General features: G+C 60.5%; 20 protein-coding genes. 6 read left to right on the top strand and 14 right to left on the bottom strand.

Annotated elements, in window-relative coordinates; all coding sequences use genetic code 11:
* Position 1: 1 nt before the first annotated feature.
* The 3 genes from VGG22_08115 to VGG22_08125 form a co-directional block, all read right to left on the bottom strand.
* Positions 2-751, bottom strand: a complete 750-nt coding sequence (locus tag VGG22_08115) for a gamma-glutamyl-gamma-aminobutyrate hydrolase family protein (protein ID HEY1728320.1) — start codon at positions 749-751, stop codon at positions 2-4.
* Positions 752-893: 142 nt separating this feature from the next.
* Positions 894-2,693 carry a LuxR C-terminal-related transcriptional regulator gene (locus tag VGG22_08120; protein ID HEY1728321.1) on the bottom strand — a complete coding sequence of 600 codons (1,800 nt, stop codon included), beginning with the start codon at positions 2,691-2,693 and terminating at the stop codon, positions 894-896.
* A gap of 87 nt (positions 2,694-2,780) precedes the next feature.
* A complete protein-coding gene (locus VGG22_08125; GenBank protein ID HEY1728322.1) occupies positions 2,781-3,380 on the bottom strand; it encodes a DUF4336 domain-containing protein in 600 nt (199 codons plus the stop codon).
* 55 nt (positions 3,381-3,435) lie between these two features.
* On the opposite strand from VGG22_08125, the gene VGG22_08130 reads away from it, so the two are divergent.
* Entirely contained in the window at positions 3,436-5,193 is a 1,758-nt protein-coding gene (locus tag VGG22_08130) for a chloride channel protein (protein HEY1728323.1), read from the top strand.
* A gap of 49 nt (positions 5,194-5,242) precedes the next feature.
* Complete coding sequence (locus tag VGG22_08135; protein ID HEY1728324.1) at positions 5,243-7,504, top strand: hypothetical protein; 2,262 nt, start codon at positions 5,243-5,245, stop codon at positions 7,502-7,504.
* A gap of 3 nt (positions 7,505-7,507) precedes the next feature.
* Here VGG22_08135 and VGG22_08140 read toward each other — a convergent pair whose 3' ends face one another.
* Positions 7,508-7,777 (bottom strand): hypothetical protein, encoded by a 270-nt coding sequence (locus VGG22_08140; GenBank protein HEY1728325.1) that lies wholly within the window; start codon positions 7,775-7,777, stop codon positions 7,508-7,510.
* A 62-nt stretch (positions 7,778-7,839) separates the two neighbouring features.
* Here VGG22_08140 and VGG22_08145 point away from each other — a divergent pair, with 62 nt between their 5' ends.
* On the top strand, positions 7,840-8,727 hold the full coding sequence (locus VGG22_08145) for a helix-turn-helix domain-containing GNAT family N-acetyltransferase (protein ID HEY1728326.1): 888 nt from the start codon (positions 7,840-7,842) through the stop codon (positions 8,725-8,727).
* Here VGG22_08145 and VGG22_08150 read toward each other — a convergent pair.
* The 5 genes from VGG22_08150 to VGG22_08170 are packed head-to-tail and all read right to left on the bottom strand — an operon-like array spanning position 8,724 to position 14,024.
* Positions 8,724-10,013, bottom strand: a complete 1,290-nt coding sequence (locus VGG22_08150; GenBank protein ID HEY1728327.1) for an MFS transporter — start codon at positions 10,011-10,013, stop codon at positions 8,724-8,726. The genes VGG22_08145 and VGG22_08150 overlap by 4 nt on opposite strands.
* A 44-nt stretch (positions 10,014-10,057) precedes the next feature.
* Complete coding sequence (locus tag VGG22_08155) at positions 10,058-10,819, bottom strand: 5-oxoprolinase subunit PxpA (GenBank protein HEY1728328.1); 762 nt, start codon at positions 10,817-10,819, stop codon at positions 10,058-10,060.
* Positions 10,816-12,429 carry an ABC transporter substrate-binding protein gene (locus tag VGG22_08160; protein HEY1728329.1) on the bottom strand — a complete coding sequence of 538 codons (1,614 nt, stop codon included), beginning with the start codon at positions 12,427-12,429 and terminating at the stop codon, positions 10,816-10,818. The genes VGG22_08155 and VGG22_08160 overlap by 4 nt, the downstream gene beginning before the upstream one ends.
* 9 nt (positions 12,430-12,438) lie before the next feature.
* Positions 12,439-13,842: an amidase gene (locus tag VGG22_08165; protein ID HEY1728330.1), complete on the bottom strand. Its 1,404-nt coding sequence runs from the start codon at positions 13,840-13,842 to the stop codon at positions 12,439-12,441.
* Positions 13,839-14,024: a hypothetical protein gene (locus VGG22_08170; GenBank protein HEY1728331.1), complete on the bottom strand. Its 186-nt coding sequence runs from the start codon at positions 14,022-14,024 to the stop codon at positions 13,839-13,841. Before VGG22_08170 ends, VGG22_08165 begins: the two co-directional genes overlap by 4 nt.
* 92 nt (positions 14,025-14,116) lie before the next feature.
* Between VGG22_08170 and VGG22_08175 the strand changes: the two genes are divergently transcribed.
* Positions 14,117-14,704, top strand: a complete 588-nt coding sequence (locus tag VGG22_08175; protein HEY1728332.1) for a TetR/AcrR family transcriptional regulator — start codon at positions 14,117-14,119, stop codon at positions 14,702-14,704.
* Here VGG22_08175 and VGG22_08180 read toward each other — a convergent pair.
* The 3 genes from VGG22_08180 to VGG22_08190 are packed head-to-tail and all read right to left on the bottom strand — an operon-like array spanning position 14,686 to position 17,263.
* Positions 14,686-15,552 carry an ABC transporter permease gene (locus VGG22_08180; GenBank protein HEY1728333.1) on the bottom strand — a complete coding sequence of 289 codons (867 nt, stop codon included), beginning with the start codon at positions 15,550-15,552 and terminating at the stop codon, positions 14,686-14,688. The genes VGG22_08175 and VGG22_08180 overlap by 19 nt on opposite strands.
* Entirely contained in the window at positions 15,552-16,499 is a 948-nt protein-coding gene (locus tag VGG22_08185) for an ABC transporter permease (protein HEY1728334.1), read from the bottom strand. Before VGG22_08185 ends, VGG22_08180 begins: the two co-directional genes overlap by 1 nt.
* The gene (locus VGG22_08190) at positions 16,499-17,263 is read right to left on the bottom strand and encodes an SDR family NAD(P)-dependent oxidoreductase (GenBank protein HEY1728335.1); all 765 of its coding nucleotides are present in this window, start codon (positions 17,261-17,263) and stop codon (positions 16,499-16,501) included. The genes VGG22_08185 and VGG22_08190 overlap by 1 nt, the downstream gene beginning before the upstream one ends.
* Before the next feature lie 59 nt (positions 17,264-17,322).
* On the opposite strand from VGG22_08190, the gene VGG22_08195 reads away from it, so the two are divergent.
* Positions 17,323-18,399 carry a YXWGXW repeat-containing protein gene (locus VGG22_08195; protein ID HEY1728336.1) on the top strand — a complete coding sequence of 359 codons (1,077 nt, stop codon included), beginning with the start codon at positions 17,323-17,325 and terminating at the stop codon, positions 18,397-18,399.
* A 73-nt stretch (positions 18,400-18,472) separates the two neighbouring features.
* Positions 18,473-20,014 (top strand): FAD-dependent oxidoreductase, encoded by a 1,542-nt coding sequence (locus VGG22_08200; GenBank protein HEY1728337.1) that lies wholly within the window; start codon positions 18,473-18,475, stop codon positions 20,012-20,014.
* On the opposite strand, the gene VGG22_08205 is transcribed toward VGG22_08200, so the two are convergent.
* Positions 20,011-20,403, bottom strand: coding sequence for a RidA family protein (locus VGG22_08205; GenBank protein ID HEY1728338.1), 393 nt, complete (start codon positions 20,401-20,403; stop codon positions 20,011-20,013). The genes VGG22_08200 and VGG22_08205 overlap by 4 nt on opposite strands.
* A gap of 17 nt (positions 20,404-20,420) precedes the next feature.
* The gene (locus VGG22_08210; GenBank protein HEY1728339.1) at positions 20,421-21,533 is read right to left on the bottom strand and encodes a PilZ domain-containing protein; all 1,113 of its coding nucleotides are present in this window, start codon (positions 21,531-21,533) and stop codon (positions 20,421-20,423) included.
* Positions 21,534-21,678 lie beyond the last annotated feature (145 nt).

The following is a 21,678-nucleotide window of genomic DNA, read 5'->3' on the forward strand; positions in this document are numbered from 1 at the left end:
GCTAGTTCCCATCGGATGTATCTCCTGACGTGGGCGGCGTGGGGTCACAGGCGGCGATAAAGCGTCCATAAAGAACATCAGTCCAATCATCGCGAAGCGCTTCCGGATGCCACTGAACTCCAAAGAAGAACGGTCTCTCGGCTTCAAGCTCGACAGCTTCAATAGTGCCGTCGTCGGCGAGCGCGCATGCGCGTAAGCCGGGCGCGAGTTTCCGGATCGCTTGGTGATGGAGCGAATTGACGCGGATCTCCCGGGCCCCATAGAGCGCGTGTAATCGCGTGTCGTCCACCAGTGAAACGCGGTGCGTAGGAGCAGCCGGTTGGATCCCGCTCTCTTTCACCTGGTGGTGCGCGATGATATAGCCCGTGCCAAAGTGTTCACGCAGATCCTCGATCAGCGTTCCCCCGAGAACGACGTTCGCAAGCTCCATCCCGCGGCACACCGCCAGCGTGGGGATCTCGCGTGTCAAACACTCTTGCATTAATCGAATCTCGAACTCGTCGCGTTGCTGATCGACGCGGTCGTTAGCGAGCTCTTCGCGACCACCGTAATACACTGCGCTGACATCGCCGCCGCCGCTGAAGACAATTCCGCGCAGCTCGTTCCGGCCGAGCGTCCGCGTTGCATCGTCGTCAGGAGAAAGAACAACCGGCTCAGCTCCGGTATCGCGCAATACAGCACAATGACGTTTCACCTCATCTGATATTTGGTCGCCGCGGAATGCTGAAGTCACGCCGATTAGTACGGCCATCAACGTAATGTTAAGCGCTGGCCGGAGCTCTCGCATCCCGGAGCCCTTAGGCTTGGACTGTTGGCCTAAAGCTCAATTCTCTTGAGTTACTGGGCAACTCTCATGCGTAACAGAAACAAAAGGGCGTTTCTGTTACGCCTGACTATCCCGGCGAATGCTCCTCGCGTACGCGATCCATGAGCTGCCAGCGCGACCGTAGACCTAGTCTGTTAAAGATCGACGACAAGTGACTCTCGACCGTATGTTCAGTAATCGATAAGACGGTCGCGATAGCGCGGTTCGTATAGCCGCGAAGGACGAGCTCGGCGACTTGACGTTCTCTAGGCGTGAGCGACGGCTGCAGGTCGCCCAGAATGTCACGTTCCGTGCCCGGCGACGTAGCTGCGGCTGCCGGCAGTTGGACTCGCGAAACTCCGGCGACGAACGCGCTTTGGTGGTGCCATCCAAGATCTGCGAAGGCCTTTGCCGCCGTGCGAGCCTGTTCGATTACCATTCGCGTGCCTAGGCGTCGACGAGCCGCAAGCAACTTCCAAGCCTCGAGAAATGCGGCGGCAACCTTCCCCGAAGGCGCCTTCGCACGCCGCTGCAGTATTTTGCGCGCACGTTCGGCATCCGGTGGCGTCCCCCAAGCTGCGGATGAGGCGAGTATGTCACCGGCATGATCGGCGCTTTCAAGGGCTCGGACTGCGCGCGACGTGATGGTCCTCAGCGGCGAAGACATGCGGCGGCGCGCGTACACTTTGCCAAACGCGGCCGCGATTGGGCCGATTCGTGCAGGTTCACCTGATGCAAATGCGAGCTCGAGTACGTCCTTGTCGACGACCTTCTCCAGCAGGGCTCCGTCGCTCACAGCAAGCCCGAGTTCGGTACCGACGATGCTCAGCAAGACGCGGAGTGTCGGGGTGTCGACATCATAGGTCATTGCATCCGCGACGAATTCTCGCGCACGAGCATATTCGCCCAAGACGATCAACAAGCTGGCATAACGCAGAGTCAAGTATGGAACGCGCCATGCGATTTGTCGCTCGCGAGCAACCAGTAGAGCCCGCTCGCGGCAGACACGAGCGCTCGCAATGTCGCCGAGCGCAGTCGCCCAATTCGCGTAGTCATCCCAAATTGCTGTTACAAGATATCCGTCGGAAATCTCGCGTGCCGCTCGGAGCGCCACTTCAAAGTCAGCGTAGGCGGCTCGCGCGTCGCCCTGTGCTGCCCGTACGATCGCCCTCTGATTGAAGAGTATCGCACGCGTCTCCGGGCTCTCGAGTGGCGAGATGCGCAGAGTACGTAGATGTTGTTGAGCTTCGTCGTATCGACCGAGCAAAACAAGGTAGTGCGCGATTGCCAGATTCGCTCGTGCCACGACTTTCCTGTCGTTTGTCGCGCCAGCGAGATTGCGCGCCTCGCGGATCCGCCCAAGGCCCTGGACGGTTTCGCTTTCTAGCCACGATTGGCGCGCGAGCCGCAGCAGAATTCGACTCGCTTCAGGCACAGTCTCGTCGTGCTTGGCGTAGATGTCGAATGCGCGCTCAAGCCACGGGCGCGCCCTCTCAGGACGTGGCCCGTAGAACAGCGCAAAGGCGACCTTTTCGCAGAGCCTCGCTTTGTCTGTCGTCGTTTGGCTCTGAGCCGTGGCGCGTTCGAAATGCGACGCCGCATCCGAATAGGCGTACTGCTCGACGGCTAAATCGCCGGCCGCTTCGTAGTCGCGCCCGAGCGTAATGCTGCGACGTCGATCCTGCTCGCGGACGCGAGCGCGGCGGACACGCAATGACGCGGCATCCCGGCAGGGACCGCATGTCGCCTTACCGGCCGGCGGCCGTCGTGCGCAGCAGGTCGCGCAAAGACCCAGTGTACGCGCAAGTTCACGCCTGCGCTGAACGCGGTTGTTCGGTTGCGATGAGACCTTAGTGGGCATCGTCTGCGCGGAGCGTTCGTTGATCATCACCTGCGCTCCGCCATGAGAAGGCGCCGGCACGCTGCAGCGCATGCGGGCGCACAATCGATCAGGGTCTCGTTGACGTCGGGACGATCAGCGGTCTTCTTTGCGCCTAAGCCATGAAAAAGCGCGTTCGACGAATGGCTTTGCGTCTCGGTCCAGGCATTTTCCGTGTGCGATAATGAGCTTGTCGAAATCCCAGGCAAGAATTCTGCTCAGCGATTGGCGCGCGAGGTCGCGACGCGTGAACGACAACCGCGCATCCAGTGGCACCCCTCTCCATGTGCGGTAGTTCTGGATCAAGTCCGCAAAGATCAACGTGTTCGATCTTGTGTGGAAGAACTCGAGCTCTTGGATGAAGGCGTTCCCACGGAAGAGCACCTGATCGATATCGGCCGCCCACGCGGCGCCGCTTGCCTTCGGTCCGCAGAGCTCGGCCGACGGAAAGCACGCCTTCCATGATGCGAGTCGCCATACATGGAGCGGCGTCGGCGCAACGAGATATCGAATCGGACCCATCTGTGAGACACTCTGCATCTCTTCCGTAGACGCCTCGATCGGCGAGTTGATCCAAAGCGAGCCATCGGAGAGTTTGACGACGATCATTCGTGTCGGGAGCTTGAACGGCCCGAATACGTTGACGGGTGGACCGTCGCCGATCCAGATGTCCGGCCCGAATTGCTGCAGATTCAAGTTACGTCCAGATCAGACATCAGATGTCGACCAACGGGTATGCTTAGAGAGATTCATGACGACAGCGGTACAGCAGCCACACATTTTCCTACCCCGGTACGTCGAGACCGACAAAGGCTATGCACTTTACTTCGGACGAGTGCAGGTCAGTCAGAGCACGTTCATGCTTTGCGCGGCCGTTCTTATCGGCATCGGCGGTGGCTATGGTGCCGTCATCTTCCGCCACATGATCGACGGCGCGGGATATCTCGCGTTCGATCTCATCGGCGGGAGGCTGCTCGGACACCTTGGGTTCCTCGCAATCGTCATCGTGCCGATTATCGGCGGCATCGCGACCTCGGCGATCGTTGCCCGCTTCGCCTCGGAAGCACGCGGTCACGGCGTGCCCGAAGTAATGGAGGCAGTTGCACTGCGAGCCGGTCGAATGCGCCCGCGCATCATCGCCGTCAAAAGCATTGCGTCCGCGATCTGCATCGGATTCGGCGGCAGTTGCGGCCGCGAGGGACCGATCGTGCAGATCGGCTCAACGATCGGCTCCGTGCTCGGACAGCTCGGCCGCGTTCCGGCGCCGATTGCGCGAACGCTCGTCGCATGCGGAGCTGCAAGCGGAATATCGGCGACGTTCAATGCGCCGATCGGCGGCGTGTTCTTCGCGAGCGAAGTCATCCTTGGAGAATTCGCGCCGCGCTCGTTTGCCGCAATCGTGATTGCAAGCGTCGTTTCAGCCGTAATCGGTCGCGCGTACTTCGGAAATCACCCGTCGTTCACGGCGGCAGCCTTCAACCTCGTTTCTCCGGCCGAACTGCTCTTCTATGCGGTGCTCGGTGTGATTTGCGCGTTCTGGGCTGCAGGCTTCGTCAAGCTGCTTTATGCGGTCGAAGATCGATTCGACGCGCTCAACGTGCCGGGATGGCTCAAGGCCACGATCGGCTTCGGAACACTTGGACTCATTGGCTTATGGAAGCCGCAGATTTTCGGCGTTGGTTACGGGGCCATCGATCAAGTTCTTCGCTCGCACGTGCCGCCGTCGCAAGCGTTGCTACTCTCAGTACTCAAGCCGATCGCAACGGCACTCACACTCGGCTCAGGAGGAAGCGGCGGCGTCTTCTCTCCGTCGCTCTTCACGGGCGCGATGATCGGCGATGCGTTCGGCCGCGTGGTTCACATGTTCGCGCCGACGTGGACGGCAACGGGGGCCGCCTATGGTCTCGTTGGCATGGCGGCCGTCTTCGCGGCTGCAGCCGAAGCCCCAATCACCTCGATAATGATCGTATTCGAAATGTCGAACGATTATCTGATCGTCCTGCCGCTAATGGTTGCTACGGTAATTGCGACCATCCTGGGTCGATGGCTCATTCGAGGCACCGTTTACGAACTCAAGCTGATTCGACGCGGAATCAATTGGGCAGCCGTCCGGCATCCGCGCTTGCTCACTCGGCGCAACGTTGCGTCCATTAAGCGCGAACTGCCGCCCGTGGGTTACGCGGGTGAACCGCTCTCGCAGATCGCGCAACGTATTTCGACGGCTGCCGAAGGCGCAATTCCCGTACTGCGGGACGGGCATTGCATCGGTATCGTTCCATTCCCGGACTTTATCGAGCATTTGCGCAGCGAGCCAAACGCATCGATCGACACCATTGCACGCACGACGGAAACACTCGTCCCCGATGACAGCTTCGAGCGCGCGGCTACGCTCCTTGCCGACCCGGGGATCGCAGCGCTTCCCGTTGCGGACCCGGCCACGGGGAAGTTCATCGGCATGATTACGCGTCGCGACGTTCTTGAGGCGTATCGAAGCGCGGTCGAACTCTAAGCAGTCGCTTCCGGGAACAGACGTGCTCGAAGTAGCGTTACAGAGTAAGATGCGATACCGACGTCTCGTCATTGCGTTGATCGTCGCGGGTCTCCTCGGACCGCTTGCGGCACGCGCCGATCAGGCCCAGCCTTTTGCCTTCGGAGCCAGCGTCGGCCCGGCCGCGTCGTCGCGCATTGAGGCCACCGTAACGCGCACCTTCGACGGAAAGCCCGTCACGCTACCGGCAGCTGCCGTCCCGGCGCTCGCGCCCGGCGACAAGGTCTCGGTACGATTTGTCGATTACACGCGACCGCCCGCCAAGGTGAATTATCACGTCAACGTCGCGTTCATCACCGAGACGCCACCGGTCGGCTGGCTCTACGCCAAGAGCGGAACGGACGACCGTCTTTTTTCGAATCCGCACGGGCGTCGCAAGATAACACCAACGACCCCTACGACGCACTTCGTCTACGGAAGTGGCGACCACCGTGGAATCCCCGTCTTTTTCGTCGTCCCCGAAGACGGGAAAACGCGCGGCATGGACGGCGTGCGCGATTACGTGCAAGCCCATCCAACCGACTTCAAAGACATGTCCGTCTCCTCGAACGATGCGGTCGAACGCTACAGCTGGTTTAGCGATTTTCTCTCGTCGCTTGCGCAAGGCTCGATCGATCCCATCTCCGATCAGCAGCGCGTCGTCGGCATTGCGACCGCGCTTGGTGCATCACCCGATTCGGTCAGCGAATGCTACGAGGCAGGCGCGACGAACGCTGAAGTCGCGAATTGCGTGCAGAGTAGCCTTCTCTCGGTACAATATCAAACGAATATCGAAGCACCGACGCAGGCGCAGTTTTTCGGGGGCGTTGCAAGTGCGGCGACGCCGGTTCAGCTCGCGCTCTACATGCAGCCGCTCTTGGCGATCTGGAAAATCTTCTCGCAAGACGGCCACAAGGAATACGAATATCTTCCCACCGCGCTTCGATTGACGAAACCCGTCATGCCCGGGACGTCGCCGCAGCAGCTCTTGATGGGTCTCAAAGTTCCAACGTTGCGGCCGCCGGCCGCATACTCGAGCGTGCTGTTCTTCACCATCGGCGATCCCGATGCAATCGGGAGTCCCCCGACCGTCGTAAGCGACGATAAGGGCGGCGGCTCGTGTGCGGCCGCCTTACGCGTCGAGCTTCCGGTTCATCTGAGTAAGACGTCGCAGTATGTCAACGACACGAGCGTGACGTTGACCTCGGGAAGCGGCGCAACGATCCACGTTCCGATCGACCCGCGAACCGCAGCTGCGCCAACCATCGATCGCTCGTCGTTGCACGCCGGCCAAGGCTACGATGTCAAACTCAACGGCCGTTTCGGATTCAATCCGTTGCCGCAATCGCAGCGTGCGCTCGCGCATATTGCAGTCCCCGGCGCTGCTGCATGGAAGGTCGAAACGATCGCCTACCATCCCGCGCTCGCGGGCGGAACGCTCGACGCCGTCGCATCCTCGGAGGCGGCACCGTGCGTGTCGGGTGCTGAATTGCAGATGGCCGGCAACACGCCGGTCTCGCTCACGATCGATCATCTTGACGATCGGCGCGTTGAGCTCAAAGGCTCGCTGGCGGCCATTCCCTCAGGTCTTGCGCACATTCACCTTTTTCAATCCGACACGGCGCAGCATCGGCGCATCGCCGATGATACGACGCTTGCAATTGCACCGGCGCCGGCAGAGGTCGATGCGAAGAAAGGGCAAGTCGCGTACATCGGAGATCACGAAATCTTATTAACCGGTGCGGGCTTCGATGGAATAAGCGGGGCGCGCATCGGACCGAACGTCTACAAAAAGGCGCCTGCCTCGAATGCGGACGTCGCGTGCTTCACCGGCCCGCCGATCGGTGGCGGCGATGTACGCGAAGGAAGCGTCGTGACGGCGGAGCTCATACCCTCAGCCGGCGGAAGTGGAGAAGCGTTTGCACTTCGTCTCGGCGGTATGCGTCCCGAGCTCGATACCGTCGGTGTGACGCCGTCCGCCTCCATTCATCATGCAAGCGATGCGCTGACGATCGGTCTGCGCTCGCAAACGCTGCCGCGCCGCTTTGCGGTTCGAATCCGCCAAGTGCCGCAAGCCGCAACGCCTTGCGACGCTCTGCTCGACGATGCGACCGCGGTCGCGGTACCCCCGGCCGACGTGCATCGCGATTCGGCGTCCGACGCCGACGTCAACCTTGCTGCCGCCGACCTCTTGCACGACGACGCGTTCGGGACGTTACAAGTTCAGATCGTCGACAGCGTTACGAAGCTCGCGAGCGACTGGACCGATCTTGCAGGTCAGTTCACGCAATAAGCGTCAACCGCCGGCTCGTTTCACTCTTCGCTTCTGCTCTTCAAACCACGCCACGACGCGGTCGCGGTGATCGCCCTGTAGCTCGACGATTCCGTTCTTCGCGGTACCGCCGGTACCGCAGAGCTTGCGAAGCAATCCGCCGACCGAATCGATCTCGTTTGGCGCGAGGCCGTGGATCATGGTGACACTGCTCGCGCGACGCCGCTCGCGGCTGACACGAATGACGCCGTCATCCGGGAACCCGTGTGCGCCCTGCTGCGCTCGCTTCTTCACAGCCGTCAGTTCGTCGTCGCCGTACGGGAGGCTTGCCGGGATTATCTGACTAAGGTCAGAGAATGGACCGGGCCGCTGTCGAGCGTGTGCGCAGCTTCAACCGCATCGTCGCCGAGCGTACGGGGACGGTCGCGGATCGCTTCTTGGACCGGCCCCGCCCGTACGGCGAGTCGCGCGTGCTCTGGCAAATCGGGCGGGACGGCAGCGACGTCCGCGATTTGCGCGCCAAGCTCGGCCTCGATTCGGGCTACGTCAGTCGCGTCTTACGTTCGCTACAAAAGCATCGTCTGATCAGAGTGGTGACGAGCCAACAGGACGCACGCGTGCGTCGCGTTACGCTCACCGCTGTGGGACTCAAGGAACGCGAGGAGATCGACCGGCGCGCGAACGCTGCGGCGCGCTCGCTGCTCGAACCGCTCGACGAAAAGCAGCGCGAACGTCTCGTCACGGCAATGCACGAAGTCGAAGTTCTCCTTGGCGCCTCGCTCGTCGAATTCAACGTCGAAGACCCGAACTCGCGCGACGCGCGCTGGTGTCTCAAGCAATACTTCGCCGAGCTGGCGAAGCGCTTTCCGGGCGGATTCGATCCTGCGCAGAGCATTTTCGCAACGGCCGAACATTTCAAGCCGCCTGAGGGATACTTCATCATCGCGCGATTGCACGGCGAGCCCGTCGCGTGCGGTGCGATCCTATTTCTCGAGAAGTCACGAGCGTATTTCAAACGAATGTGGGTCTCGCGGACGGTTCGCGGCGCGGGACTCGGGCGGCGACTGCTCTGTGGACTCGAACGGCTCGCGGGCGAAGCGGGAGCCAAGATCGCCTGCCTCGAGACGCACAACGCTTTGTCCGAAGCAATCGCGATGTACCGTAGCTCCGGCTTCCGCGAAGTCCCGCCGTTCAACGACGAGCACTACGCGCACCATTGGTTCGAGAAGCGGCTTAAGGTTTAAGTCGCGGCTACCGGTTGAAGCGCCGGGCGACGGCGGCCGAAACCGATTGCGAGCGACGCGATGGCAGCCACGAGACACAAGCCGGCCGATATGTAAAACGCGTTGTCGTAGCTGCCTTGCGTCGTGCGAATGATCCCGGCAAGAAGCGCGATCGAGCTGGCCCCGAGCTGATGGCCCGCGGAGATCCAACCGAACACGAGCGGGCCTTTATCGCGGCCGAACGCATCAACGGTGAGCCGCACGGTCGGTGGAACGGTCGCGACCCAATCAAGTCCGTAGAATAACGCAAACAACGGTAAGCCGAATGGTCCGGTGATCGTGAACGCAACCGGAACGAACATCAACGAGAGTCCGCGCAAACCGTAGTACCAAAACAGCAGATACCGGCTGTTGAGCCGATCGGTGAGAATGCCCGACAGGGTCGTGCCTACGAGATCGAACGCGCCCATCATCGCGAGATACCCCGCAGCACGAACTTCGGGGATGAAATGATCGCCGCAGGCCGGGATGAAGTGCGTACCGATGAAACCGTTCGTGCTGGCGCCGCAAATGAAGAACGTTCCAAAGAGCAGCCAAAAGTCTCGCTTCTTCGAGGCGTCCCGCAGCGTCGTGAACGCGGTGCGAAGAGGATTGCCGCTGCGCAGAAGCGGCGAATCGCCGGCTTCGCTGTCGGCCGTCGCGCCATAAGGTTTTTCACCAACGTCTTCCGGGCGGTTGCGCATGAGAAACGCAATCGGAATTGCGGTTACAAGTGCGGCCGCTGCGACGAAAAGCCCGACGTTGCGCCAGCCGAAGTTTTGTGCAATGAGGGCGAGGACCGGTAAGAACACGAGCTGACCGGTCGCATTCGCGGCCGTCAGAATTCCCGTCACGGTTCCGCGGCGCTTCACGAACCAGCGTGTCGAAACGGTTGCGGCGAGCACGATGCCGATCATGCCGACGCCGAGTCCGACGCCGATACCCCACGTGAGCACGAGCTGCAATGGTGTGTGCACGAATGAAGTCAAGGCCGTCGAGATCGCTACGACAACAAGTCCGAGCAGTACGGTTTTGCGTACGCCGATGCTTTGCATGAGCGCCGCAGCGAAGGGACCCATAAGCCCGAACAGCGCGATGTTGATCGCAACGGCGATCGAGATCGTCGCAGCAGTCCAGCCCATTTCGTTTTCCATCGGCTGCATCAGCACGCCGGGCGTCGAACGCGCGCCGGCTGCGACCAGCAGCACGAAGAACGTCAGGGGAACGATGATCCAACCGTAGTAAACGCGCGAAGCCGGGGCCTTCATACTTCCCCTGTAACTCGGCCGGAGTTACAGAGGCTGCGCTTGGTTTACCGGAACCACTCTCCCAGCGGTTTAACGACACAGCCTGCTTGCTCGAGCGCGCTACGCACGGCCCCAGCGATCTCGTCCGCACCGTCCGTATCGGCGTGGCACGCCACACTTTGTACCGATACAGAAAACTCGCTGCCGTCAATCGCGCGAACTTTTCCCTCGCGCACCATGCGAACGGCTTGCGTGGCCGCCATTGCGGGATCGGTGATCAAGGCGCCCTTCGCCTTTCGCGAGACGAGTGTTCCATCGGCGTTGTAGCCGCGATCGGCACAGGCTTCCGTTGCAACGCGCGCACCTTTGCTCTTCGCAACCTCCGCGTAGCGGCTCGACGAGTGCGCGATGAGGATGAGATCCGATTCGATCGCCATCTCCGCCATTGCACCAGCGAGCTCGTCCTCCATGCTCATCATGTGATAAAGGATGCCGTGCGGCTTCAGATGCTGCAGCGTTTTTCCGGCAGCCCGCGCATACTCGCGCAACGCGCCGATTTGGTATCGAACGTAATCGCGCATCTCGCTTGGGGTGACGTCCATCTTGCGACGCCCGAAACCCATGAGATCGGGCAGACCGGGATGTGCGCCGAGTGCGACGCCGTGCTTGAGCGCGAGATTCACGGTCCGGCCCATCACCTGCGGATCGCCGGCGTGAAATCCGCATGCGATGTTTGCCGAGGTGACGTGCGGCATGATCGTCTCGTCGTAACCCATCGCGTAGGCACCGAACGATTCGCCCATGTCGCAGTTGAGATCGATGTTCACGTCTTTGTCAACCATACCGTATCGAGCTGTTGATTGAGATAGTGACTGGGCGTGATCGTCCAGCCATGCACCTTCGCGTTGTATGGGACGATGCGGTGCCATTGGATCGTCATGATGTAATGACATTCGTCATCGATCAGCCGCTTCTCGAAGCCGCGGATCAGTTTCTTTCGTTCACCCACGTTCGAGGTGCGCGACTGCTTGATATACAGATCGTCGAGCGTGCGGTCCGTATAACGTCCGAAGTTGAAATCGCTGACGTCCTTGGACTGATACTTGAACAGATCGAGCGACGGATCGACGATGTAGCCGCAATTGTTGTCACTGGCGACGTCGAAGTTCCCTTTGGAAAGCTCGCCGTAGAATTTCGATGCCTCGACCACGTTCTGCGCCACGTTCAAGCCGATCTGCTTCCATTGATCGATCAGCCAAATGCCGAGCGGCTCAAGCGGCATTGGAATTCCACGGTTCATGTACGTGAACGAAAAGCCGTCCGGAACGCCGGCTTCGCGGAGCAGCCGTTTGGCCTCGGTGCGCGAGCGCTCGATGTCGTGAGAATAGCCCGCCAAACTCTGCAGCTCCGAAGCTGATGCTGCGTAAGGAGTTCCCGGAACGAGCACGCCCGCGACGTCGCGCAAAATTGCAATCTTCGAAAGCACTTCCGATCCCTGATAGCGATCCAGTGCGAGTGAGAGCGCGCGGCGCACGCGCTTATCGTCGAAGGGTTTCCTCTCGTGGTTGATCGCGAGGACGACCGAGCAATCCCACGGACTCTCTTGCACGGCAATCTTGTCATGCATCGTGCTTACGAGCGTGTCGCGCTGTTGAGGCGTAAAGCCGCGAAACTCGATCATCGCCCGCTCACCGCGAATCGCGGCGACTTGTTCCGATGGATCGCCGACAAAAATCGCCTGAAACCCGTCGAGGTAGGGCTTGCGCTTGTCCCAGTAGTTGGGATTCTTCTTTCCGGTCCAATGCGAGCCGCGAACGTGTTCGACAAACGTGAACGGACCCGTCCCCATAATGTTGGTTTCGTAAAAGTGAAGGTCTTTTGCGAGCAGATCGGCCTTGTAGACCCAGTTGAAGGGTGACGCGAGCGACGAGAGCAGCGAGCTCATCGGATACTTCAGCCGAAACACGATCGTGTCCGGATCGGGCGCGTCGACCGATTGCATGCCGACGTACTCGCCTTTGCGCAGCGAGACGACGCCCGCCGGCGGAAAGATGATCTTGTCGTAGGTTGCTTTGACGTCGCGCGACGTCATCGGCGACCCGTCATGGAACCTCACGCCGCGCCGCAGCTTGAACGTGTACGTCTTGCCATCGTCGGAGATCGTCCAGCGCTCAGCCAGATCGCCGACGATCTTGATGCCGAGCTTGTCGAACGGATCGATCCGCAGGAGTGTGGAGTAGTGCGGCGCCGCAACATCGATCAGGGTAAACGTGCCTTCGCGATGCGCGTCGTATGTGGGCGGCCCCGTCTGCACGATATAGACGAGCTCGCCTCCGTATTGAGGCTGATCGCCGGCAGCAGCGACTCGAACGGGACCGCCAAGCATCATCGCCGTCGCGAACGGCCCCGCGATCGCACCGAACTCTGCTCGATTCATTTTACGCATTTATAGCCTCGCAATCGTGTAGGGAGAAACGCGGTGCCACTCGGTAACGTTTTGAAAACTTGCCGCGACACGGAACAATGTGGCTTCGTCAAACGTCTTGCCGATTATTTGCAAGCCGACGGGTAAATGTTCGTTCGTGAATCCACACGGAATCGAAATCGCCGGATGACCCGACAAGCTGAACGGGCTCGTGCAAAGGTTGCGTCCGCCGAAGACGGTTCGCCAAGCCTCTTCTTTGCTGCGAATCCGCGCGGCAGTAATCGGCGGCGCGCCGCCCGTCGTCGTCGGCGAGACGAGCACGTCGACGTTTCCGAGCGTCTCATCGACTTGCTGCTGCAGAAGCTGGACGAATCTCACGGCTCGAGCCCGGAACGATGCAGGGATCAGACTGGCCGCGAACAGACGGCACCGCGGCAAGACGTCGATGTCGCCCGGCCGCTCCATCAGATGCTGCCGATACCATGCTGCAGCCTCGGGCTCGGCGATGACGGTCTGCGCCGTCGAGGCGAGATCGATATTCGCAATCGAAACCGCTTGGACCGAGGCTCCCAATTCTTTGAGCGTGCCGAGCGCTGCTTCGAACGCGCTGCGGGCGTCCGGTTGCAATTGATCCGTCTCGAGAAATTCGCGCACGACGCCAATGCGCATTCCTTTGATGTTCTCGTTGCAAGCGGCGAGATAGTCGGGAACGCCGTCGCTGCTACTCTGCGGATCGTTTGCATCGAGGCCGGCAATCGCGCCGAGCACGATCGCACAATCAGACGCACTGCGTGCGAGCGGTCCGGCGCAATCGAACCAGCCGCCGAAACTCATCAAACCGTAGCGGCTCACGCGTCCACGCGAAGGTTTCATCCCTGTGACGCCGCACAGGGCCGCAGGTAAGCGAATCGAGCCGCCCGCGTCAGCACCCAGTGTCACCGGTACGAGATCGGTAGCGATCGCCGATGCGGAGCCGCTGCTCGAGCCGCCTGGAGTGCGTGAGAGATCCCACGGATTTCGCGGAACGCCGTACGGCGGTTCGAGCGTCGGACCGAATCCGAGCTCCATCATGTTGAGCTTGCCGACGAGAATCGCCCCGGCATGCAGCATCCGGGCGACGACGGTCGCGTCGGCATCCGGAACGAAATCCGAATAGAGACGCGATCCGTTCGTGGTTCGAATCCCACGAGACCAAAATTGATCCTTGACCGCGAAGGGGATTCCGTGGAGCGGTCCGCGTTGCTCCCCTTTGCCGATTTCGCGATCGGCACGCTCGGCCGCCTCGAGCGCCGCGTCCGCGCACACGGTGATGAATGCGTTCAGCTTCGGGTTTTGCTTCTCGATGTTTGCAAGGCACGCGGCAACGAGCTCTTTGCTTGCAACACGGCGCGCACGCAGCTGCGCAGAAAGATCGAGAACGCTCACGCGTTCCGCAGGTCCTTGTCGCTCAAGAAGTACGTTTCGTCGAGCTCGACTCGATCGAGATCCCGCACGCGTTCGAGCGTAGCGTTTATGCGAAACGCGACGTCGGCGATGTCATCTTCACCGGGCCTCAGGCCGAGTGCGGCTAAGGCATCGCGGACTTGCTCGAGCGTTAGATCCGGCATGGGCGCACCTGTGCTTGACGATCGACGACCCGGGTGATAGGTTGGGCCTGTACTGACCGAACGGTACACAGTCCTCCCGAGAGGTCTACGGGTTGAATACGGCACCCTCGAAACAGCTGCGCACGATCACCTCGATCGCGGCCAAGCTTTTCGCGAAGAGCGGTTACCACGGAACGTCCATGAGCGACATCTCCGAGGCGACGGGCCTCGGCCGCGGCGCGCTGTACTACCACATCAAGAGCAAAGAAGATCTGCTGTGGGAATGCCACAACGTCTTCATCGAGCCGATTCTTGAGTCTGCGTACGAAATTGAACGCGGCGCCGGCACGCCCGAGGAAAAGCTGCGCGGCCTCAGCGAGACGCTGCTCAACATGCTCGATGAATACCGGCCATTCGTGCGAATCTTTCATCGCGAGCTGAACGCACTCTCGAAAGTGCGCCTCGCAAAGCTCGTGCAACGGCGGCGCGAGTACGAAGACCTCATCGAACGCGTGATCCGCTCGGGGATCGCCGAAGGCGAGTTCGAAATCGAAGATGCGCGCATTTCCGTTCTTACATTCTTAGGCATCCACAATTGGACGTTCGAGTGGTTCAATCCGCGAGGCCGGCTTAGTGCACGCGAACTCAGCCGGCAATTCATGGATATCTTCTTGCGCGGAATTCAGCGCGGATCGAGATAGTCGCGCAGCGCGTCACCGAGAACGTTGAATGCAAGCACCGCGATGCTGATCGCGAGCCCGGGGAAGACGATCATCCACGGCGCCTGCGCGTAGAAATCCGCCGCCGAGCCGGAGAGCATTAGGCCCCACGACGGCGTCGGCTCTGCGACGCCGAGTCCGAGAAACGATAGCGACGCTTCCGCGATAATCGCCTGCGCCATGAACGTCGTCAGCATGATCAAATACGGCGCAGCGACGTTCGGAATCATGTGCCGGAATATGATCCGCGCGTGCGAACAGCCTGTCGCCTGCGCGGCTTCGACATATGGAAGCTCGCGAATGAGAAGTGCCGCCGAGCGGACGACGCGCTGAATCGACGGAACCATCGGCAACGCGATCGCGATGACCAGATTAATGTCGAGTCCACCGACCACGTGCCGTCCGAGAATCGCGACGATGACCAGCGCGAGCACGATGACCGGAATTGCCTGCATCACATCCATCACGCGCTGCACGAGCATATCCATCTTGCCGGAGAAGTATGCGGACGACACTCCAATGATCGTTCCCAGCGTCGCAGACGTAAACGATGCAATGAAACCGACGGAAAGCGCCGTCCGCGCGCCGTAGATGATTCGCGAAAAGACGTCGCGCCCGAACGCGTCGGTGCCGAGCCAGTGGTGCGGTCCCGGCCGTGCTAACATCGCACCGTAATCGACCGCGATCGGATCGAACGGGGCTACCCATTTTGCAAAGATAGCCGCAAATGCCATGAGCAGGATGACAACTAAGCCAAGTGTTCCAAGCGGCTGACGGATGACGAAGTTCGCGACGAATCCGCTTCGTCTCTCAAGACCGATCGTCGACATCAGTTGTACCTAATGCGCGGATCGAGCGCCGCATACATCAGATCGACGACGAAGTTCGCGATGACGAACGCCGTCGCTACCAAGAGGAGCAGCCCTTGGATCAGCGTGTAGTCGCTGTGCGCGACGGCCTGTACGAGCAGCTTTCCAACGCCGTTCAAGTTGAAGACTTGCTCTGTGACGACCATGCCGCCGATCAGGAATGCAAACTCGATGCCGATCACGGTCGTGACGGGAAGTAAGGCGTTGCGTAGTGCGTGTCGCCCAATCACCAGCAACTCGTAGGCGCCTTTGGCGCGCGCGGTGCGAATGTAATCCTCGTGCAAAACCTCCAGCATCGATGAGCGCATCATCCGCGTCGCAACCGCCGAGTAGCGATAGGCGACGGCAATCGCAGGCCAAATCAGCTGCTCCAGATTCGCTTTCGGATCGACCCAGAACGGCGTAAACGTGATCGGCGGCGTGTACGAGAACAACGCCAGCAGCGAAAGAATCATGATCATGCCGATCCAAAATGACGGAATGGCGAGCCCGCTGATTGCGTAGAAACGCACGCCGTAGTCGATCCAGCTGTTGCGGAAAACGGCCGCGAGCGTTCCGAGCGGCAACGCGATGACGATGGCTAAGACGGCCGCCATCACGACGACTTGCAACGAGAGCTGCAGACGAATCGCGATCTCGTGCGAAACCGGATGGCCTGTCCACATCGAGAGGCCGAGATTACCGTGAACGATTCCCCAGAGCCAATTCGCAAATTGAACGGGTACGGACTGATCGAGGCCCAAGCGCGAACGCTCCGCCGCGAGAACGTCCTTGGTTACCGCCGTTCCGCCGAACATCGTAGCAACCGGATCGCCCGGCATCAGACGCAGCATCGCAAAAACCAAGACGCTCACGCCGAAGAGCGTAGGAATCATGAGCACCAGCCGGTTGATGCAGTAGCGGACCATTAGAACTTAGTGTAGCCGCCGTCGATCAAGAAAACGTCTCCGGTGTGGTACGAGCTGGCGTCGCTCGCGAGGTAGACCGCGATTCCCGCAAAGTCGTCGGGTGTTCCCCAACGGCGAACAGGCACGCGGCGCAGCACGTTCTCGGTGAATGCCTGGCCATGCAACGCATCGTGGGTCATGGCCGTATCGATCCAGCCCGGCAGAATCGCATTGGCGCGCACTTTGTAACGCGCTAGCTCGACGGCAAGGCCTTGCATCATTGCGATTAGACCGCCCTTACTCGCAGCGTAGTGTTGGTTGCGCGGAGGTCCCGAGATAGCCGCCAGGCTCGAAGTCACCACCAGCGAGCCACCACGTTTTGTTTCCATCATATGGCGCGCAGCGGCACGCAACGTAAAGAACGCGCCGTCGAGGTTGATGCGAAGAACGCGCCGCCATTCGTCGGCCGTAATATCGACGAATGATTTGACGTCGTGACTCCCGATGACACCGGCATTTGCGAAGACAGCGTCCACCTTTTGGAGCTGCGAAAGTGACTCGGCGAAGGCTCTTTCCACCGCAGCTTCATCGCCGATGTCGCACTGCAAGGCCACAACGCGAGTCCCATGTGCCCGCAGTTTCTCCAGTGCCTCCGCGTTTTTGCGTTCGCTCGTGCCCCAAATACAGACATCAGAGCCGGCTTTCGCCACAGCCTCCGCCATCCCGAGACCGATACCACTATTGCCGCCTGTTACGACGGCCACTTTGCCGCTTAGATCAAACACCACGAAGATTTCACGGGCCGGGGATTGTCCGCCCCTTGTTTGGGGGACAAGGACAGTATATGAAAGCACTTCGTCTTTTTGCGGTCATGATTGCGGCGCTCGCATTCGTGGCATTTCCTCTAACGGCGCGAGCGCAAGTCTCGGTCGGGATCTCGATCGGAACGCCACCTCCGCCGATCCCGGTCTACGCCGTTCCGGGCCCACCGGGTCCCAATTACGTCTGGGAACCGGGCTATTGGGCGTGGGGCCCCGGCGGCTATTACTGGGTCCCCGGCACATGGGTGTATGCGCCCCAATACGGGCTGTACTGGACGCCCGGTTATTGGAATTGGACCGGATTCGGCTTCGCGTTCGTCGCCGGATATTGGGGCCCGCAAGTCGGCTACTACGGCGGCGTCAACTACGGCGGCGGCTATTGGGGTAACGGCTACGTCGGCGGTTACTGGCGGCACAATTCGTTCGTCTACAACACCTATGTCGTCAACGTAAACCGCAACGCCGTCGGAGGGAACGTCTACTACCATTCGTATCCGCGCGGCGGAACGCAAGTAGGCTATGTCGGCGGAACCGGCGGGTTGCGGACGCGTCCAACCGCTCAACAAACGACGTATATGCACGCGCACCACTATGCGCCGACGTCCGCGCAGGTTCAACACGCGCAGATCGCGTCGCAGAATCGCGCCTACTATGCGCACGTCAACAACGGACGCCCGGCGACTGCCGCAGTAGCTCGCCCCTACACGGCCGCAACGCGACCTGCGAATTTCCGTCCGGTGACGACGCAAGATCGCACCGCGGCGCAGGCTGCCATCAGGCATGCGCCGGCCGCAGCTCCGCACGCAGCCCCAATGCAACATGCGGCTCCGGCGCACGCGGCGCCAGTGCATCATGCGGCTCCGGCGCACGCGGCCCCAATGCAACATGCGGCTCCGGCGCACGCGGCCCCAATGCAACATGCGGCTCCGGCGCACGCGGCCCCAATGCATCATGCGGCTCCGGCGCACGCGGCCCCAATGCATCATGCGGCTCCGGCGCACGCGGCCCCAATGCAACATGCGGCTCCCGCGCACGCGGCGCCTCAGCATGCTGCGCCGCAACACGCAGCCCCACCAGGCGATCACAAGGAGCAGCACTAGTAGAAACTCGGACAACCGAAAAGCCCCGCTCCGGCGGGGCTTTTTTATTTCATCTCCGGAAATAGCATTCTCTATGAGACGGCGAGATTTTGTTGCACGCGTCGCGATTGCCGGAGGTTCCGCGTACTCGGCGATGTCGGCGCTCCAGCTGCTGTCGCCCGAACGCACCGAGGCTGCGACGCTCGATATCGAAGGTTCGGGAAACGGCGCGAGCGTCATCATTCTCGGCGCGGGCGTCGCGGGGATGTGCGCGGCGTACGAGCTCGGCAAGCACGGTTACAACTGCCACATTCTGGAGGCACGTTCGCGCGCAGGCGGACGCGTGTGGACGATCAGGGGCGGCACGACGGAAACTGAAATCGGCGGTTCTCGTCAGGCCGCGACGTTCTCGAAGGGATTGTACTTCAATCCCGGTCCGGGACGCGTCTCACACAATCACGTCACGATGGACTACTACCGTGAACTCAACATCGCAATCCAGCCGTTCGTTAACGATAACTACAACGCATACTATTACAACTCGACGATAAACGGCGGCTTACGCGTGCGTTCGCGTCAAGCGCGCTTCGATATGCTCGGCTACACGTCGGAGCTGCTTGCAAAGGCGATATCGCAAGACGCACTCAACGCGGAGATGACCAAAGACGACAAGGCCGCGCTCTTCGATTACTTGCGCGCGAGCGGTAATCTCGATCCGAACATGATCTACAAAGGATCCGGACAAGCCGGCTACTCCGTCCCGCAAGGCGCATGCGATGCACCCGGTATCCCACTCGATCCGCTCGGTCTGATCCCGCTTATCAGTTCGCGCTTCGGAATGAACGCCGTCTTCACGAGTGAGTACGATCAACAGCCGACGATGTTCCAACCAGTTGGCGGGATCGATGCACTTCCGATCGCGTTCGCAAAGAAGCTCGGCAACCGTATCACCTATAAAACCGAAGTGCGTGAAATTCGGCGGACGCCGAGCGGCGTGCGCATCGTCTATCGCGATGGCGACGGCGCTGAGAAGACGGCTGAGGCGCAGTACTGTATCTGCACGATTCCGCTCTCAGTCCTCAAGAAGATTCCCTCGGATCTCTCTACCCGCATGAAGACTGCGATCGGCGCAATCCCTTACGCGCAAACGATAAAGATCGGCCTCGAATTCAAACGCCGATTTTGGGAAGAGGACGATCGCATCTACGGCGGCATATCGAATACGAACGACGACATCACGCAGATCTGGTATCCGAACTTCGACTTTTTCTCAAGCCGCGGCGTGCTCACAACGGCGTACGCATTTGATAAACCGGCGGGACGCCTCGGGGCACTTTCACCCGGCGACCGGATCAAAGCCGCGCTCGAACAGGGTGGCAAAATCCACACGCAATATGCCACCGAATATGCGAACGGATTTTCCGTGGCGTGGGATCGCATACCGTACACCGAAGGCGGCTGGGGCGCCTACACGCGCGACATGCGCAAGACGTATTACCCGACGCTTTGCGAAGGCGACGGTCCGTTTTATCTTGCGGGCGAGCACATGAGTTATCTCACCGGCTGGCAAGCCGGATCGCTCGAATCAGCGCGCTCCGTCGTAACGCAGCTGCACAAACGCGTGCACGCGGCTTAAACGGCGGCGATCGCTTCGATTTCGATCAGTAGCTCGGGTTTGACGAGCCGGCTGATCACGAGCAATGTATTGGGCGGATAGCCGCCCGACGGATAGAGCTTCGCAAAGATCTCCTTGCGCGTCTCCATGAACGTCGCCAAGTCGGAGTCGCGCGTGATGTACGTCGTGAACTTCGCAACATCGGCAAACGAACCGCCGGCTGCTTTCAAAGCGACGCCGAGATTTTCGAACGTCTGACGCATTTGCGCCGAAAAATCACCCGGACTGACCAGACGCCCTTGCGAATCGACGCCGACTTGTCCGGCAATGTAAATCGGAGTCCCCGATTTTACGCTACTGACGTGCGAATACAGACCAAGAGGTGCAGCAAGTTCGCCGCACTCGACCATCTCGACGCGCGAGTTGCCTACGCGCTTACCCTTCCGAGACCGAATATATCGTGCTCATCGACAACCGGTACAGCCGGCGTGAGACCAAACAGTTCATCGGCCGGAGCGGATACGGCGGTTGTGACCGGCATAGGCTTGCTGAATCCGAAGATGTCTTCGCTTGCAGGCGCGAGGCGAGGTGCCTGAACCGGAAGCCGCAGCCTTTGGGGTTCTTGCATGCGCTCGCGATGACGTTCGTGCTCGATTTTCGGAAGAGCCGCTGCCGCGAAGACTTCACCGACCGCTTGACGCAGCGTGATCGTTCGCGCGGCAACCGTGTATTCACGGTGTTTCGCCGCAAGCGTCGATTGGCGTGCCGGAGTCGCGGCACGCGCAACCTTACGATGTTTCTTCGGCTCCTTTGACTTGCGCAGCTGAATCAGCTGGTGCGCATGAATCCAACGGGCAACTTCATCCTCGAGCAAGCCTGAGAGACCGACGAAACGGACACCGAACAGGGGTTGCCCGTTGCGCGCGTTGCCCAGCACCTTGATGATGCGTGCACGCGTTTGGATCTGTTCGAACGGACGAACCGGAGTCGATGTGTTGCGGCGGCGTTCACCGAAGGGCGTCACCTCGACGACTACTTTGTTGTTCGCATCGTGCGCTTCGTGATCGAAGGGCAGATGGAAGGCGACTTCGAGCTCCGTTCCCTTTTCGAACTCTTCCGGAAGGGCGAGCATCATGCCGCCGATCGAAAGGTCGCGCGCTTCACCACGCAGCGGAATCCACGTTTGCGCGTTCTTCTTGACTTGCACGGTGACAGGGAATTGTACGACGGTTCGATAGGCTTTGCGGTCGGCGACGCGTTCAAACGCAAAGTCGCCCATCATCTCGGCGGTCGCGTTCATTATCTTGTCGCGCCGGCGGCGCTGGACTTCATGCAGCTCGAAGCCCAGGCGGTCGCGCACGCCGTCCGTCATCGTAAAGTCGATGTCGTACTCGGCCGTGCGCTTGTCGATCATGCGGGTATCGGAGACATGGCCATGCACGACCAGCGTGTCGCGCGACGGGCCCATCCATTTAAAAGTAAGACCGGCTTGCAAAGGCAGAACGACGCCCGTCCGGAAACGCGCGCGATTTTCTGACATGTCGACAAGGTGCATCTTGACCTGACGGCCATGATCGTGGAGATGAACAACGATCTCGGCGTTCAGTTCGAGGCGTAGTGCTTGTGGATTATCTGGGCGCTTCTCAGCTGCGAGATTACCGCAGCATTTCAGCGCACTTGCTTCT

Source organism: Candidatus Baltobacteraceae bacterium (assembly GCA_036489885.1).
Taxonomy (GTDB): Bacteria; Vulcanimicrobiota; Vulcanimicrobiia; order Vulcanimicrobiales; family Vulcanimicrobiaceae; genus JAFAMS01.